Below are 13,934 nucleotides of genomic sequence, written 5' to 3' on the forward strand. Positions count from 1 at the left end.
CGAGCATGCGCTTGGCCTGGTCGTAAAACGGAGCCAACTCGGCCTTCCAGTCGGTGATCGCTGCCCACTGCGGGTCATTGAAGAACTGGTCGAGCGGCTCGTAGAGCGTGTTGCCGTAGATCAGCGATCCGCCGCCGACGCCGACGGCGGACATGATGAAGGTGTTCTTCAAGACGGTGAGCTGCTGGGGGCCGATCAGCCCAAGGCGTGGGCGCCATAGCCACTTGCGGAGATGCCAGGTGTTCGGCGGGTAGTCCTCCGGTCGCCAGCGCGCGCCCTGCTCGAGCACGCCGACGCGATAGCCCTTCTCCGTCAGCCGTAGGGCCGAGACCGAACCGCCGAAGCCTGAGCCGATGACGATGACGTCAAAATCACTGTTCATGACCCCGACGCTATGGAGCCAGGACCCCTGAGGAATCGGGTGTTTCCCTATCCGTCGGTTTGCGCCATTCGCTTACCGAGCTCGGCACGGGACCGGATGTTGAGCTTTTGGTAGATCCGCGAGAGGTTGGCTTCGACGGTCTTGGGGCTGATGAACATCGTCGCGGCGACGTCGCGGTTGGTCATGCCTGACGCAGCGAGTTCGGCTACCCGCTGCTCCGACGGCGTCAACTCCCCCCCACCGACGGCAACGTTGACGCGGGCCAATTCGGCCCGGCCCCGCTCCGCCCACAGCGGCGTGCCAAGTGTCTCGAAGGTCTGTAATGCCTCACCCAAAGTAGCTGCGGCAAGTTCTTTTTGGCGTTGCCGACGCTGAAGTTGACCAACCAGGAGCTGTGTTCGGGCCCGCTCGAAGGGCATCAGCAGCCGGTCGTGTTCGACCATCGCCTGTCGCGCCGCGACACTGGCCGCACGGAGATCACCCTTCGCGGCCAGCAGCATGGCCCGCCCGCGCGCTCCCATGGCCAACATCCATGGGCGGCCGACGCGGGCACCGTTGCGTTCGAGTCGCTCGATCAACGGCTCGGCATCGTCCAGCCGCCCCAGCGCAACAAGGGATTCGACCGCGTCGGGCACGAACCCGGCGACGTAGATTTCGGTCGCGTTGGGCGCGCCGCCTTGCGCCAGGATGAGAGGTTCCAAGGTCGCCAGTGCCGCCTCGTGATTGCCCAACGACACCTCCAGAAAGCCAATGCACGTCACTCCCCACGTCGTGACGGCGAGCCCGCCGTGTCGCCGGGTCGCGGCGATCCCATCGACGCCACAGCTGCGGGCGTCATCGACTCGGCCTGCGTACGCGGCAACCGCACACTGATTGATCCGGGAGAGGCCGAACATTTCGTCTCCGCCCACTAGCAGACCCCGTTCATGAGAGTCCTCGGCGAGCGCGGCAGCAGCGGGGAAATCGCTCCGCCATACCTCGAGCTGGACGCCCCACAGCGAGATGCAAGCCAATTCGTTCTCTTCGCCGCGTTCAGCACAGCGTCTGCGGACAGCCGCCATCTCCGCCCGAGCCTGATCGAATTCTCCGATCCAGGACAACATCAACGCGTGTTGAAACCGCGGCGAGAGGAACGCGGAGGTGTCAGCGTCACGGTCTTCTAGATCTAGCGCACGTCGCATACCAGCTTCGTCGTAGCCCTCACCCCGCAGCATCCGCACCTCGATGCTCGCGCTGAGCGTCCGGCCCAACAGATTGGGATGACCCAGGCGGATGGCGTCTGAGACGGCTTGGTCCAGGACGCGCTGGGCGTCGTCGAATCGCGCCGCGTTCGTCAAAGTGACTCCGAGGTCGTTCAACGTCCGCACCCTCAGCGCGAGGTTCTCGCCGACCTCGGTCAGTGCGCGTTCATAACACTTGGCGGCTTCGATCTGACCCTCGTGGAACACGTGTGCGGAACCGAGCAGCCTCAGCGCCCCCGCACGCAAAGTGCCTGGCTTCATCCCCTCGATGGTCTCCTCGAGGATCGATACCGCTCGCGGCGAGTCGCCGGCGGCGCGAGAATGCTGCGCCGAGCGAAGTCGGCGCTCAGGAGTGTCGCCGCCCAATCCCCGCGCCAGCTCGATTAACTCGGCGGCGGCCGCGGGCGCGCCGCGTCGACGCGCCATCTCGGCGGCAACGTCGAGCGCACGCAACGTGTCCGGGTCACCGGTGGTGGCAGCCAATGCCAGGTGCCGGGCCCGTAGCTCGGCTTCGTCGACGACCCCGGCCAGTCGTCGATGCATCGCTCGGCGCCGGGCCAAACTCGCGCCGCTGTACACACCCCGGGCTAACAATGGGTGGGCAAATCGGATCCGATGGCCGACGATCGCGATGATGCCGTTGGCTTCCGCAGGTTCAAGCAAGCCGGCCGCGTCGATCGCGTTGCGATCGGTGGCCTCGGCGACCAGTTCGACGGTGGGTGCCGCCGCGCACGCCGCAGCGAGCAGTACCTCGTGAACCTCGGTGCCGAGGCTTCCGATCCGCGCCTGCACCAATTCGGCTAGCGTGCCAGGTAATTCGGCCTCGACGTCATCGGGACTTCGATCAATAGCCCGTGCCAACTCGAGGGCATAGAAAGGATTGCCACCTGACACGTCGTGGATCCGCACCATCGTCGGCCGCGGAAAGGATCGCCCGAGTCGTTCCGAGACGGCGATTTGCAAGCCGCCCATTGTCAGCGGAGGCACGACTATCCGCCGCAGGTCGTCGGGGCGCGGCATCTGCAGCCATGAGACGGGACTGTCGACGCCCACCTCGGTGCGGACAGTGGCAAGCAACCCAACACTCTTCGATAGCCGACGCACTGCAAACGCGACGACGGAGGCGCTGGAGGGGTCGAGCCACTGCAGATCGTCGAGCGCCAGCAGCACTGGGCCCGCCTCGGCGAGAGCCTCGATGATCGCGAGAAAACCAGCCGCCAACGCTCGCTGGTCGGATGCAGGCCCATCGGCGTCGGCCCGGAGGATCCGATCCACCGCCAGTCGCTGCGGATCCGGCAGTCCCGCCAACACATTCGGGTCCACTCCAGTGAGCAGATCGGCCAACGAGGCATACGCCAGCACCGACTCGGCGGCCACCGCGCGGGCGACCATCACCCGCACCCCCCGCTCCCGAGCCAACGTCAACGCGCTCAACCACAACGTGGTCTTGCCGATCCCCGCCTCACCCTCGATCACCAACGCCGACGGACCCGCGCTCGCCGATTCGAGAAAGTCGCTGACCGCTCCCGACTCCGCAGTACGGCTCACGGCGGGGACTGGCATGAGCAAAGAATCTCAGCAATCACAGAACAAGTCCACGACAACCGTTCCCACCAGTGCCTGTCTTACTCGTCGGCCAACGCCGCCAATGGCGCCGCATCCGGCGCCGCACCCAACCACTTGATCCCCGGCCACGCGGTGAGGCTGTGCGCCACCAGGCTCAGCGACACCGTCACGGCAACCACTTGGATGATCAGCGACTCCTGCTCGATGGTGCCGCGCTCGACGACGAGCAGGCCAAGCACCAACGTGCCGATCCCGCGCGGCCCGAACCAGCCGATGAACGCCCGTTCGCGCAGCGCCAGGTCACTGCGCAACAGCGCCGCACCCACCGCCAGCACCCGGACCGCGAACAGCGCCAGCACGGCGAACAGCACCACCCGCCAGCCCGCGTCGCGCCAGCCGATGACGACCGCGTAACTGCCGAACATCGCGAACACCACCAACTCCAGCAGTTGACCGGCCGCCTCGGACACCTGCATGTCCGGCGTCACGTCGAAGTGCTTTGCGGCAAAGGCGAACGCGAGTCCGCCTGCGAACGCAGCCACGAAGCCGCTGCCGTGCAACCCCTCCCCCGTTTGAAAGCACACCAGCGCCACGGCGAGAGTGGCCAGTTGCGCCCAGGTGGCACTCATCCATTCACGCTTCTGCGAACGAGCCATCACCACCCCGCCGACGGCGCCGATGGCGAGGCCGACCACGACCGACACCACTTCCGTGCGCAGGATGAACACGGTCCACCGGCCGGCATCGGGATCGGTGCGGTCCGACGCCAGGGCCAGCGCCGCGAGCAGGGCCGCCAGCGCGAAGCCGTCGTAGAAGCCGCTCTCGGTCGACAGCGCGTGTCGGATGCGTTCCGGAACCTTCTCGTCCTCGAGGAGCGCGTCGATGAGTGCGACCTCGGTCGGGGCGACGATCGCGGCCAGGCACACCGCCTCCCACAGCGGCATCACCGGCAGCACCAGCAGTGCGGTCACCGTGCCGAGCACGAGCGCGATCGGAATGCCGATCACCAGCAGCCGGAAGGTCACCTCACGACGGCGGAACATCGTCGAAAGATCCAGCTGCACCGCCTGATTGAACAAGATGACGGTCAGTGCCAGCTGGGCGATGACGGTGAAGCTCGCGGTGCCGGTCCCGACGTCGATCACGTCGAGGACGAACGGCCCGAACACGATGCCGGCCAATACGAAGATCAGGGCCGGAGCCAGATACCACCGCTTCACCAGCCCCGAGACCATGGCATACCCCAACACCAGGACCGTCAGGACGATTGCGGTGTTGGTGTGCAACGTCAAGCGCCGTTGTTGGAGCCACCGGAGTTGGCGCCAGGGATGTCGGTGATCGGGATGTTGGGCATCGGCGCGGGCGACGGCGTGTTGGGCAGCGACGGGATCTCGCCCGGCGGGATGTCGAGCAGGTCGTTGACGGGTGCGCCGTTGTCGCGGCTGCCGTAGCTGGTGCCTGGAGCCCGCTCGCCGATCATCTGCGTGACGGTCACCATGTGGTATCCGTTGGCCTTGAGCACCGGGATGAACTGCTGCACCAGGTCGACCGTCGACGAGTAGGTGTCGTGGAACAGCACCACCGAATTCGGCTTGATCTGCGTCATCAGCATGAAGCGGGTGGCACCCGTATTGGCGTCGTTGGCCCAGTCGAACGGGATGACGTCCCAGTTGATGTCGGCGAGCCCCTGCTTCTTGGCCTCGGCCAACACCTGATCGTTGATCAAGCCGCCTGCCGTGCGCACCAGCTTGGGGCGCTGGCCGGTCGCCGCCTCGATCGCGTCGCTGGCCTTGCTGAACTGGGCGGGGATGTCCTCGGGCGGAATCGTTGTCATGTTGGGGTGTTCCCAGGTGTGGTTGCCGAGCTCCATGCCTGCATCGACGACGCGCTTGGCGCCATCGGGGTTGGCGGCAACTTTGTTGCCGATCTCGAAGAAGGTCGCCTTGGCGTTGTTGTCCTTGAGGATCTGCAGCAACCGGTCGGTGTAGGGGCTCGGGCCGTCATCGAACGTCAGCGCGATGCACTTCACCACCGAGCAGTCGACCTCTTCCTGGGCTTCTGCCGGGGTGGTGATCCGCACGTGCCCGGTGAGACCGCCGATCACCACGATTGCGACGCCGGCACAGACGCCGATGACCACGCGCCAGTACGTCCATGACGACGAGTCGGGCCGCTTACGCACGGTGGCAGCCTACCGACCCGTGCGGTTTCGGCGTGATCCCCGGCGGTGAGCGCCGGTCGGCACGCCGAAACCGCCGTCCGGATCAGGGCAGAGCGCCCGGGCTGAACTCCTCGAGCATCTCGGTGACGAGCGCCGCGATCGGCGACCGCTCGCTACGCAACAGCGTGATGTGGGCGAACAGCGGATGCCCCTTCAGCTTCTCGATGACCGCCGCGACACCGTCGTGCCGTCCCACCCGCAGGTTGTCACGCTGCGCAACGTCGTGGGTGAGCACCACGCGCGAGCCCGCACCGAGCCGCGACAGCACGGTCAGCAGGACGTTGCGCTCCAGCGACTGCGCCTCGTCGACGATCACGAACGAATCGTGCAGCGAGCGGCCGCGGATGTGGGTCAGCGGGAGCACCTCGAGCATGCCGCGCGCGTGCACCTCGTCCAGGACGGCAGGACTCGCGAGCCCCTCGAGGGTGTCGAAGACGGCTTGCGCCCACGGGCCCATCTTCTCGCTCTCGCTGCCAGGCAGGTAGCCGAGATCCTGGCCGCCGACGGCATACAGCGGGCGGAAGACGACGACCTTGCGCTGCGTCCGGCGCTCCAGCACCGCCTCGAGACCTGCGCAGAGTGCCAGCGCCGACTTGCCGGTGCCGGCCTTGCCTCCGAGCGAGACGATGCCGACCGATTCGTCGAGCAGCAAATCGAGGGCGACGCGTTGTTCGGCTGACCTTCCCCGGAGGCCGAACACTTCGCGGTCACCACGGACCAGCTGCACCCGCTTCTCGGCGTTCACCCGGCCCAACGCGTGGGAGTTGCCCCCCAGCAGTCGAACACCCGTGTGGCAGGGAAGGTTTCGAGCCTCCTCGAGATCCATCTCGCCGTCGGCGAACAGCGTGCCGATCTCTTCGGCGGTGACGTCGACCTCAGCCATGCCGGTCCAGCCGGACGTGACGACGTCTTGAGCATGGTATTCGTCGGCGGGCAGGCCCACCGCGCCCGCCTTGACGCGCAGCGGGATGTCCTTGCTGACCAGGGTGACGAGCTTGCCCTCGGCAGCGAGGTTGGCGGCACAGGTGAGGATCCGCGCGTCGTTGGTGCCGGTGCGGAACCCGGCGGGAAGCACCGTGGGATCGCTGTGGTTCAGCTCGATCTGGAGCGTACCGCCTTGGGTGCCAATGGGAATCGGCTGATCGAGTCGCCCGTGTTCGAGTCGCAGGTCATCGAACATCCGCAGCGCCTGCCGCGCGAACCACCCCAACTCGTGGTGGTGACGTTTGGCTTCCAGTTCGCTGATGACCACGAGCGGGACGACCACCTCGTGCTCGGCGAACCGGTTGCACGCCCAAGGATCGGACAGCAGCACGGAGGTGTCGAGCACATAAGTCCGAACAGGATCAGTCACGTGGCGCTCCTAGGTCCGTGCGGCACCGCACGAAACTCCCTCGGCGGAATACCGCGGTACCAGGACCGGGGCCGGTCCCGTCTTCGTCGAAACGACGGATACCGCCCGGATAGCAGAGCATGTCGGCCATCGAGATGGACGCTACCCCCGTGGCGAGGTTTGCGCCGCGCAGGCGCGCCGAGGCCGAAATGTGACCACTCGGTTAACTACTGGGACACGAACTCCGCAAGTGCTGGAGCGTCCGCGACACCCCAGTCGGCGATGCGATCGGCGAGGACCTTCCGCAGTGCGGCGTCGTCGAAGATCCCGGCGTCGGCAACGACGCGCACCTTGTCGCGATAGGCGTCGATGTCCGCACCGACGGGTTCGAAGGCGGCGGCCCGGCTGGCGATCGCGGCGATCGTCTCGTCGCGCTGCGTGGTCAGACAGTGCGCGACGAGGTTGGCGAAGAACTCCTCGTGGCGCTCCTCGTCCTTGGCGATCCGACCGACCATGGCCTTCAAAGTCGGTTCGGCGATCTGGGCCTGCAGGTTGCGGCTGAACACGGCGTGGGCGCGTTCCAGGAACGCCATGAAGACCAGTGTCTCGATCTGGCTCAACGTATCGGCGCGGTAGCCCTTCATCACGTGCTCGACGCGCACGTCCTCGTTGGCGCTGGGATCGATCTCCCGCGTCACCACCAGGTAGTTGCGCAGCGCGACGGCGTGCAGGTGCTCCTCGGCGGTCCACCTACCCAGCCAGCGCCCCCACTTGTCGTCGAGGATGAAGTGCTCGACGAGTTCGCGGTGGTATCCGGCCAGGTTGTCCTTGACGATGAGCAGGATCTCCAGCGCGTCGGTGACGGGCTTGGGCAGCGTCACCGACGACGCATCCCAGTCCTTGCCGCCGAGGAAGGCGAAGTTCTCGCCCTGGTCGAAGGGCACGAAGTCGTGCGCGTACCAGAGTTCCTCCGTCGCGACGTGCCGCGACAGGTTCTCCTCGACGACTGGGTGGAGCTCCAGGGTCAACGCGTTGGCTACCGGCTTGTCTGCCATGAAACTAACTGTAACCCGTGGACACACGTTCCTGAAAACCGGGTGCGGCGTGTCTCCGCCCGACCGCCCCACCGCGATTTGTGTGTCTGCGGCCGCGGTGAGCGCGGGTGCGGACACACAAATCGCGGGACGGCTAGAGCGTCAGCCCCGGGTACAGCGGGTTAGCCGCCAGCAGCTCGGCGGACGCGGCGTGCACGCGCTCGGCGGTCCCGTCGGCCAGGGTGTACTTGGCCTTCGATGAACCGTCCGGCTGGGTGTTCTTCAGCACGTCCACGACCAACTCGGCCACGCGGTCGAAGTCGTCCGCGCCGAATCCGCGCGTGGTCAGGGCCGGGGTGCCGAAGCGGATGCCGCTCGAGTACCAGGCGCCGTTGGGGTCGGCCGGAATCGAGTTGCGGTTGGTGACGACGCCGGCGTCCAGCAGGGCCGACTCGGCCTGGCGTCCGGTGAGCCCGAACGACGTGACGTCGAGAAGCACGATGTGATTGTCGGTGCCGCCGGTGACCAGCCGGGCATCGCGCTTGAGGAAGCCGTCGGCCAACGCCTTGGCGTTGTCGGCGATGCGCTGCGCATATTCCTGGAACGACGGCTGACGCGCCTCGGCTAGCGCGACGGCCTTGGCCGCCATTACGTGCGACAGCGGGCCGCCGAGCACCATCGGGCAACCCTTGTCGACGGCCGCCGAGTACTCCTCGGTGGCCAGCACCAGGCCGCCGCGCGGGCCGCGCAGCGACTTGTGCGTCGTGGTGGTGGTGACGTGCGCGTGGGGCACCGGATCCTCGTCGCCGGTGAACACCTTGCCCGCCACCAGGCCGGCGAAGTGCGCCATGTCGACCATCAGCGTTGCGCCGACCTCATCGGCGATCTCGCGCATCTTGGCGAAGTTCACTCGGCGTGGGTACGCCGAGTAGCCGGCGACGAGGACCAGCGGCTTGAACTCGCGGGCGGCCGCGGCGACCTTGGCGTAGTCGAGCAACCCGGTCTCGGGGTCCGTGCCGTAGCTGCGCTGGTAGAACATCTTGCCCGAGATGTTGGGCCGGAAGCCGTGGGTGAGGTGGCCGCCCGAGTCAAGGGACATGCCCATCAGGCGCTGGTTGCCGAGCTTGGCGCGCAGCACCTCCCAGTCGGCCTCGGACAGGTCGTTGACGTTCTTGGCGCCCAGCTCCGCGAGGCCCGGCGCCTCGATGCGGGTCTGCAGGATCGCCCAGTAGGCGACGAGGTTGGCGTCGATGCCGGAGTGCGGCTGAGCGTAGGCATAGGGCGCCCCGAACAGTTCGCGGGCGTGCTCCGCGGCGAGCGCCTCGACGGTGTCGACGTTCTGACAACCCGCGTAGAAGCGGTGGCCGATGGTGCCCTCGGCATACTTGTCCGAGAACCAGGTGCCCATCGTCAGCAGCACCGCGGGCGACGCGTAGTTCTCGCTGGCGATCAGCTTGAGCGAATCACGTTGGTCGGCAAGCTCTTTCCGCGTGGCGGCGGCGATTCGCGGTTCGACGGACTCGATGACCTTCAGGGCGGCGGCGTAGGCAGCGCTCGCGGTCTCGGCGTACTCGGCGCCCAGCGCTGGAGTAGGTGTGGTCACGGAGTCGGCAGTCATGGGCTAAGCCTAATCCCCGCTGTTCGGCTCGCGATATCTACACCACGGTCGTTGCCGCCGCCGCATCACGACCGTGGCGTCGAACTCGCGAGACGCCCACCTCACGCGACGTCCAAGCGCAAAGCCGACGGCACCAGCGGCTCGTCGAGCAGCCTCCCGAATCGCTCGGTGAGCGTCACCTCGGCCGGCCGCGCGTCGAGCCAGCCGCGCAACAGGCGGTAGCCCTCGACGTAGGTGCTGGTGTAAGCCCGCCACAGCGGCGAGGACAGGAATCGCAGCGATTGCCGGGCCCGCGTTTCGCTGGTCAGCTGCCAGCGCTGCAGGAAGGCGACGACGTCGTCGACGTCACGGTGCTCGTCGTGCAGCATCAGCGCGGCGTCCTGGCGGACGTCGGCCAGGGCCGCCGCCGCCTGCGAGACGGCCACGGCGCGGTCCCCGTCGAACCGCAGGCCGAGGTCGGCGTAGATCTCGGTTGCCCATGCCCCCCAGTCGGGTCCGATCGCGGCGTATAGGGCGAGGTCGGCAAGGCCCTCGGCCATCAGACACTGCGGGGTGTTGACCAGGAAGATCGTCTGCTCGGTCTGGCCCTGACCTTCGACGAGACCTGATTCCTTGCGGCAGTGCTCGGTATGGTGACCGGGATAGGACTCGTGCGCGACGAGCCGCGGCAGGCCAGACATCTGCTGCTTGAGGTCGGCGTTGACGGCGACCGTGGAGCGGTAGTCGCCCTCGTAGTAGTTGAAGCCCGACCACGGTTTGTCGGTGACGATTTCGTAGACGATCGTCTCGGAGTCCGGCAGCGGGAAGTCGGCACGGACCCTGTCGCGCAGCGCGCTTGAGAACGCGTGGATGCATTCTTCGAGCCGTTCCGGTGGGATCTCCTCGCCGCTGCGGTAGGTCTGCATGCGCTCGGCGAGATCCCCGCTGCCGCCGAGTGCCTCGTCGAGCTTGCGGTGCGCCTCGCGGTACGTATCGGGATCGCCCTTGGCGATGTCGACGTCGAAGTAGTCGTGCACCTCCTGCACGAAGCCGACGTCCTCACCCGCGAACTTGCGCCCGGCACACGCCAGCGCCCGCAGGTGCGCCGCGACGTAGTCCGCCCGCTGGGCATCGAGGCCATCGGCGCCAGGCAGTTCGGCGATCAACCGCTGCGCCTGGCGGGCGAGGTCGGCGGGCTCCGGCGGCGGCTCGGACCCGACGACGGCACGCAGCGCGGGATCGCCGGTGAACGAGTCGACGTAACCCTCCTCCACACGGTCGAACCGCAAACCCAGGAGCAGGTACTCGCGAATCACGGTGCTTGAGTCCATCCCGTTAGCCATGCCCCCAACCGTAAATGCAACACTGGGCGCATGCCGCGGGCGAGCGAGCCAAGTCCGTACGTCGAGTTCGACCGGAGTCAATGGCGTTCGCTACGTATGTCCACTCCGCTGAAGTTGACCGAGAATGAGCTCCTGGGTCTTCGCGGGCTCGGTGAGCAACTGGATCTGCTGGAGGTCGAAGAGGTCTACCTGCCGCTGGCCCGGTTGATCCACCTCCAGGTCGCCGCGCGCCAACGCCTCTTCGCCACGACCGCCGAGTTCCTCGGCGAGCCACTGCAGAACCCCGACCGGCCGGTGCCGTTCGTGATCGGGGTGGCGGGCAGCGTGGCCGTCGGCAAGTCCACGACCGCCCGCGTGCTCCAGGCACTGCTGGCCCGGTGGGAACACCACCCCCGCGTCGACCTGGTTACCACCGACGGCTTCCTCTACCCGAACGCCGAACTGTTGCGGCGAAACCTGATGCATCGCAAGGGCTTTCCCGAGAGTTACGACCGCCGCGGATTGATGCGCTTCGTCACGGCGGTGAAGTCGGGATCAGATCAGGTGTGCGCGCCGGTGTATTCGCATCTGCTCTACGACATCGTCCCCGGCGAGCAGATGGCCATCAAGCATCCGGACATCCTCATCCTCGAGGGTCTCAACGTGCTGCAGACCGGCCCGGCGCTGATGGTGTCCGATCTGTTCGACTTCTCGGTCTACGTGGACGCCCGCATCGAGGACATCGAGGGCTGGTACGTGTCACGATTCCTGGCGATGCGGGCCGGCGCGTTCGCCGACCCCCAGTCGCACTTTCACCATTACTCGACGCTGACCGACGAGCAGGCGGTGTTCGCGGCCCGCGACATCTGGCATTCGATAAACCGGCCCAATCTGATCGACAACATCTTGCCGACGCGTCCGCGCGCCACCCTGGTGCTGCGCAAGGACGCCGATCACGCGATCAACCGCCTCCGCCTCCGCAAGCTCTAGCTCTGCGATTTGGGCGTGCTCACCGGCGCAGACCGCCGCCGAGCACGCCGAAATCGGAGGATCAGGCGCGGATCCGGCGCAGGCCGAGGTACTGCAGATCGGCCATCGCCAGCGTGAAGACGGCACTACCCAGGAAACCGACGACGCCCGCCGTCGTCAGCGGGAAGACACCGGCCAGCACGACGATCACCGCTGCGGCGGTGAAGACGAGGTTGCCGATGGCGCACACCCTGCCCAGCTGGCGCACCGACGGCCGCCGGGACAAGACGAGCAAGGCCACGCTGTAGGCGACGAACAATGCGCCGACCGCGTACTCGAAGGTGATGGTGGTGCCCGACAACTTGGCGAGCTGCGGAGCGATCGCGAGGCCCACGACGCCCACCAGGCCGCTGCCGACGGCGTCGAGGCGGAGCGCGAAGCGCAGGAAGGAGTCGCGGGTGGTGGTCGCGGGAGCGGTGATGGCGGTCATGGAACTTCCCTTCAATTTTGGTGGGTGGAGCGGAGAGGCCGGTGCGGGCCGCACGCCGTAACCTCTTGCGGCGGGCGGCCGCGCACCGGTTCGGAGGGAGTCACGCCAGCCGGCGCACTCCGAGGTACTGCAGGTACGCCGCCCCGAGGGTGGCGACGACGGTGGCGAGCATCATGGCCACGCCGAGTCCCGTGAGCGGCAGGAGACCAGCCACCAGGACTGCGAGCGCGACGACCGCGAACATCACGTTGGCGACGACGATGCCGACGCCGATGCGCCGGACGAACGGTGCCGCGGCCATCAGGTAGAGGGCTACGCCGTAGACGACGAGCGCGGCGCCTGCGATCCACTCCGAGGAAGCCGACAGACCCGACAGTCGGGACAGGGGGTCAGCGGCCATCGCAATGAGCAGACCGAGGCCCCCGCAGAAGGTGGCGTCGGCTCGGATCGCGAAGCGCAGCAGCGAATCCGAACTGTCGGATAGTGGACGGATGGTGATGGTGTCGGTCACGGGATGCTCCTCGACGGTGAGGTGTTTGAACACCATCGACGATGCCCGCAGAGGCACTGCCAAATCGACGCCGAACGCTGCCAATCACTGCCAGCCGCAGGTCAGGACGTCGTGGAAACCCGCGTGCCACGTAGATCGGCGGCAATGACGCGGGCGGCCGCGTTCTGCCAGTTGTGCAGCGAACGCTGCGGTACCTCGGTGACGAACCACTGCCAGGCCTGCTTGGCGACCGGATCGAGTCCGGCGGCCGTCGCGTTTTGCGCGTACGCCCGGACCCCGACGACATACGGAAAGTACAGCGAGTTGTAGTGCCGCCACTGCTCGGTGATGCCGAACTCACCGCCGTCGCGTGGCTTCAGCGCCGTGATGCGGTCGGCGAGCAACGCGCGCAGTTCGTTGGCCCGCTCCAGCGGCTGATCGGGCGCCCCGCGGCGGGCCAACCGTTCATCGACGATCGGCAGCGCCGTCAGCGGACTGGCGACGAGTTTCGACAGGTCCCCGTAGTGGCCGAGCGCGCGTCGCGTCAACCGGACGAACGTCTCGTCACCGACGCCGTCGAGCGGGTTCTCCGAACGCAGTGGCAACGCGGCTTCGGTGCGCCGCAGCGTGGCGCGGTCGGCGCGCAAGGTCGGCGATCGCGAGAACGCGAGCCGATCCAACACCCCGGCCAGCGGGTCGGCCATCACGTTGATGCCGATCGCGATGGCGAGGCTGGTGAAGAGCAGCACCGACAGCGCGGCGTGTTCATCGGTGACCGCCATGCCGACGAGCACCTGCCCACCGAAGAGGACGGCGACCACGACGCTGCCGGTGAACGACCGCAGCATGTCGGCCCGCAAGGCCTGCCCCTCGTCGAACGCGTCCCACAGCGCGACGGCGACTCCGAGCAGCAGCACGTCGCAACCGGTGGACGCCAACGCCAGCCAGCTCGGCACCAGGCCCAGCGGGATCACCAGAATCGCGTTTCCGAGCGCGAAGAACAACGTGGCGACGACAGCGCTGCCAACCACCGACCGTGGCCGCCGTCCACCCGTGAGCACCTTGGCCATCGCCGCGAGGGTCGTCAGCGAGATCACCGCGAACATCACCCAGTGCCCGGTGCGCAGCGGACCGTCGACCGACCCGGCCATCGCAGCACCGGCCAGCGCGAGGGCGGCGACGACCGCGACCATCAACAGCTCGCCCGCCCTGCTGCGCCACGTATCGCTGTCTCGCGAGAGTTCCAGAAGCACCGCGACCCACGCCACCCCGGGCACGACGACGAGGTA

12 protein-coding genes are annotated in these 13,934 nt (G+C 67.2%); 1 reads left to right on the top strand and 11 read right to left on the bottom strand.

Annotated features, from left to right (window positions below):
• The 8 genes from QOD90_RS00475 to QOD90_RS00510 all read right to left on the bottom strand — a co-directional run.
• Positions 1–382, bottom strand: a 382-nt coding sequence (locus QOD90_RS00475; protein ID WP_526345571.1) for an FAD-binding protein, incomplete at its 3' end; no start/stop codon positions are given.
• Positions 383–429: 47 nt separating this feature from the next.
• The gene (locus QOD90_RS00480) at positions 430–3,186 is read right to left on the bottom strand and encodes a helix-turn-helix transcriptional regulator (protein WP_526345573.1); all 2,757 of its coding nucleotides are present in this window, start codon (positions 3,184–3,186) and stop codon (positions 430–432) included.
• A gap of 62 nt (positions 3,187–3,248) precedes the next feature.
• The gene (locus QOD90_RS00485) at positions 3,249–4,481 is read right to left on the bottom strand and encodes a cation:proton antiporter (protein ID WP_526345575.1); all 1,233 of its coding nucleotides are present in this window, start codon (positions 4,479–4,481) and stop codon (positions 3,249–3,251) included.
• Complete coding sequence (locus QOD90_RS00490; protein WP_526345577.1) at positions 4,478–5,371, bottom strand: polysaccharide deacetylase family protein; 894 nt, start codon at positions 5,369–5,371, stop codon at positions 4,478–4,480. The genes QOD90_RS00485 and QOD90_RS00490 overlap by 4 nt, the downstream gene beginning before the upstream one ends.
• An 82-nt stretch (positions 5,372–5,453) precedes the next feature.
• Positions 5,454–6,764: an RNA 5'-3' helicase PhoH2 gene (phoH2, locus tag QOD90_RS00495; protein ID WP_526345579.1), complete on the bottom strand. Its 1,311-nt coding sequence runs from the start codon at positions 6,762–6,764 to the stop codon at positions 5,454–5,456.
• A gap of 206 nt (positions 6,765–6,970) precedes the next feature.
• The gene (locus QOD90_RS00500) at positions 6,971–7,798 is read right to left on the bottom strand and encodes an acyl-ACP desaturase (protein WP_526345581.1); all 828 of its coding nucleotides are present in this window, start codon (positions 7,796–7,798) and stop codon (positions 6,971–6,973) included.
• 133 nt (positions 7,799–7,931) lie between these two features.
• Positions 7,932–9,395: a glycine hydroxymethyltransferase gene (locus tag QOD90_RS00505; RefSeq protein WP_526345583.1), complete on the bottom strand. Its 1,464-nt coding sequence runs from the start codon at positions 9,393–9,395 to the stop codon at positions 7,932–7,934.
• Positions 9,396–9,496: 101 nt separating this feature from the next.
• Positions 9,497–10,717: a DUF885 domain-containing protein gene (locus QOD90_RS00510; RefSeq protein ID WP_526345585.1), complete on the bottom strand. Its 1,221-nt coding sequence runs from the start codon at positions 10,715–10,717 to the stop codon at positions 9,497–9,499.
• A gap of 30 nt (positions 10,718–10,747) precedes the next feature.
• Here QOD90_RS00510 and coaA point away from each other — a divergent pair, with 30 nt between their 5' ends.
• Positions 10,748–11,686: a type I pantothenate kinase gene (gene coaA, locus QOD90_RS00515; protein ID WP_526345587.1), complete on the top strand. Its 939-nt coding sequence runs from the start codon at positions 10,748–10,750 to the stop codon at positions 11,684–11,686.
• Between the two features lie 61 nt (positions 11,687–11,747).
• Here coaA and QOD90_RS00520 read toward each other — a convergent pair whose 3' ends face one another.
• The 3 genes from QOD90_RS00520 to QOD90_RS00530 all read right to left on the bottom strand — a co-directional run.
• Complete coding sequence (locus QOD90_RS00520; protein WP_526345589.1) at positions 11,748–12,155, bottom strand: hypothetical protein; 408 nt, start codon at positions 12,153–12,155, stop codon at positions 11,748–11,750.
• A 100-nt stretch (positions 12,156–12,255) separates the two neighbouring features.
• The gene (locus tag QOD90_RS00525; RefSeq protein ID WP_526345593.1) at positions 12,256–12,702 is read right to left on the bottom strand and encodes a hypothetical protein; all 447 of its coding nucleotides are present in this window, start codon (positions 12,700–12,702) and stop codon (positions 12,256–12,258) included.
• Between the two features lie 65 nt (positions 12,703–12,767).
• Positions 12,768–13,934, bottom strand: a 1,167-nt coding sequence (locus QOD90_RS00530) for a hypothetical protein (protein WP_526345591.1), incomplete at its 5' end; no start/stop codon positions are given.

It is taken from the genome of Mycobacterium sp., assembly GCF_032161845.1.
GTDB lineage: Bacteria > Actinomycetota > Actinomycetes > Mycobacteriales > Mycobacteriaceae > Mycobacterium.

What these genes read in the sequence shown, in the direction of transcription:
- QOD90_RS00525 (WP_526345593.1), bottom strand. Translation starts at nt 12,702, where the DNA reads ATGGTGTTCAAACACCTCACCGTCGAGGAGCATCCCGTGACCGACACC.
- QOD90_RS00480 (WP_526345573.1), bottom strand. Translation starts at nt 3,186, where the DNA reads ATGCCAGTCCCCGCCGTGAGCCGTACTGCGGAGTCGGGAGCGGTCAGC.
- QOD90_RS00505 (WP_526345583.1), bottom strand. Translation starts at nt 9,395, where the DNA reads ATGACTGCCGACTCCGTGACCACACCTACTCCAGCGCTGGGCGCCGAG.
- QOD90_RS00500 (WP_526345581.1), bottom strand. Translation starts at nt 7,798, where the DNA reads ATGGCAGACAAGCCGGTAGCCAACGCGTTGACCCTGGAGCTCCACCCA.
- coaA (WP_526345587.1), top strand. Translation starts at nt 10,748, where the DNA reads ATGCCGCGGGCGAGCGAGCCAAGTCCGTACGTCGAGTTCGACCGGAGT.
- QOD90_RS00510 (WP_526345585.1), bottom strand. Translation starts at nt 10,717, where the DNA reads ATGGCTAACGGGATGGACTCAAGCACCGTGATTCGCGAGTACCTGCTC.
- QOD90_RS00520 (WP_526345589.1), bottom strand. Translation starts at nt 12,155, where the DNA reads ATGACCGCCATCACCGCTCCCGCGACCACCACCCGCGACTCCTTCCTG.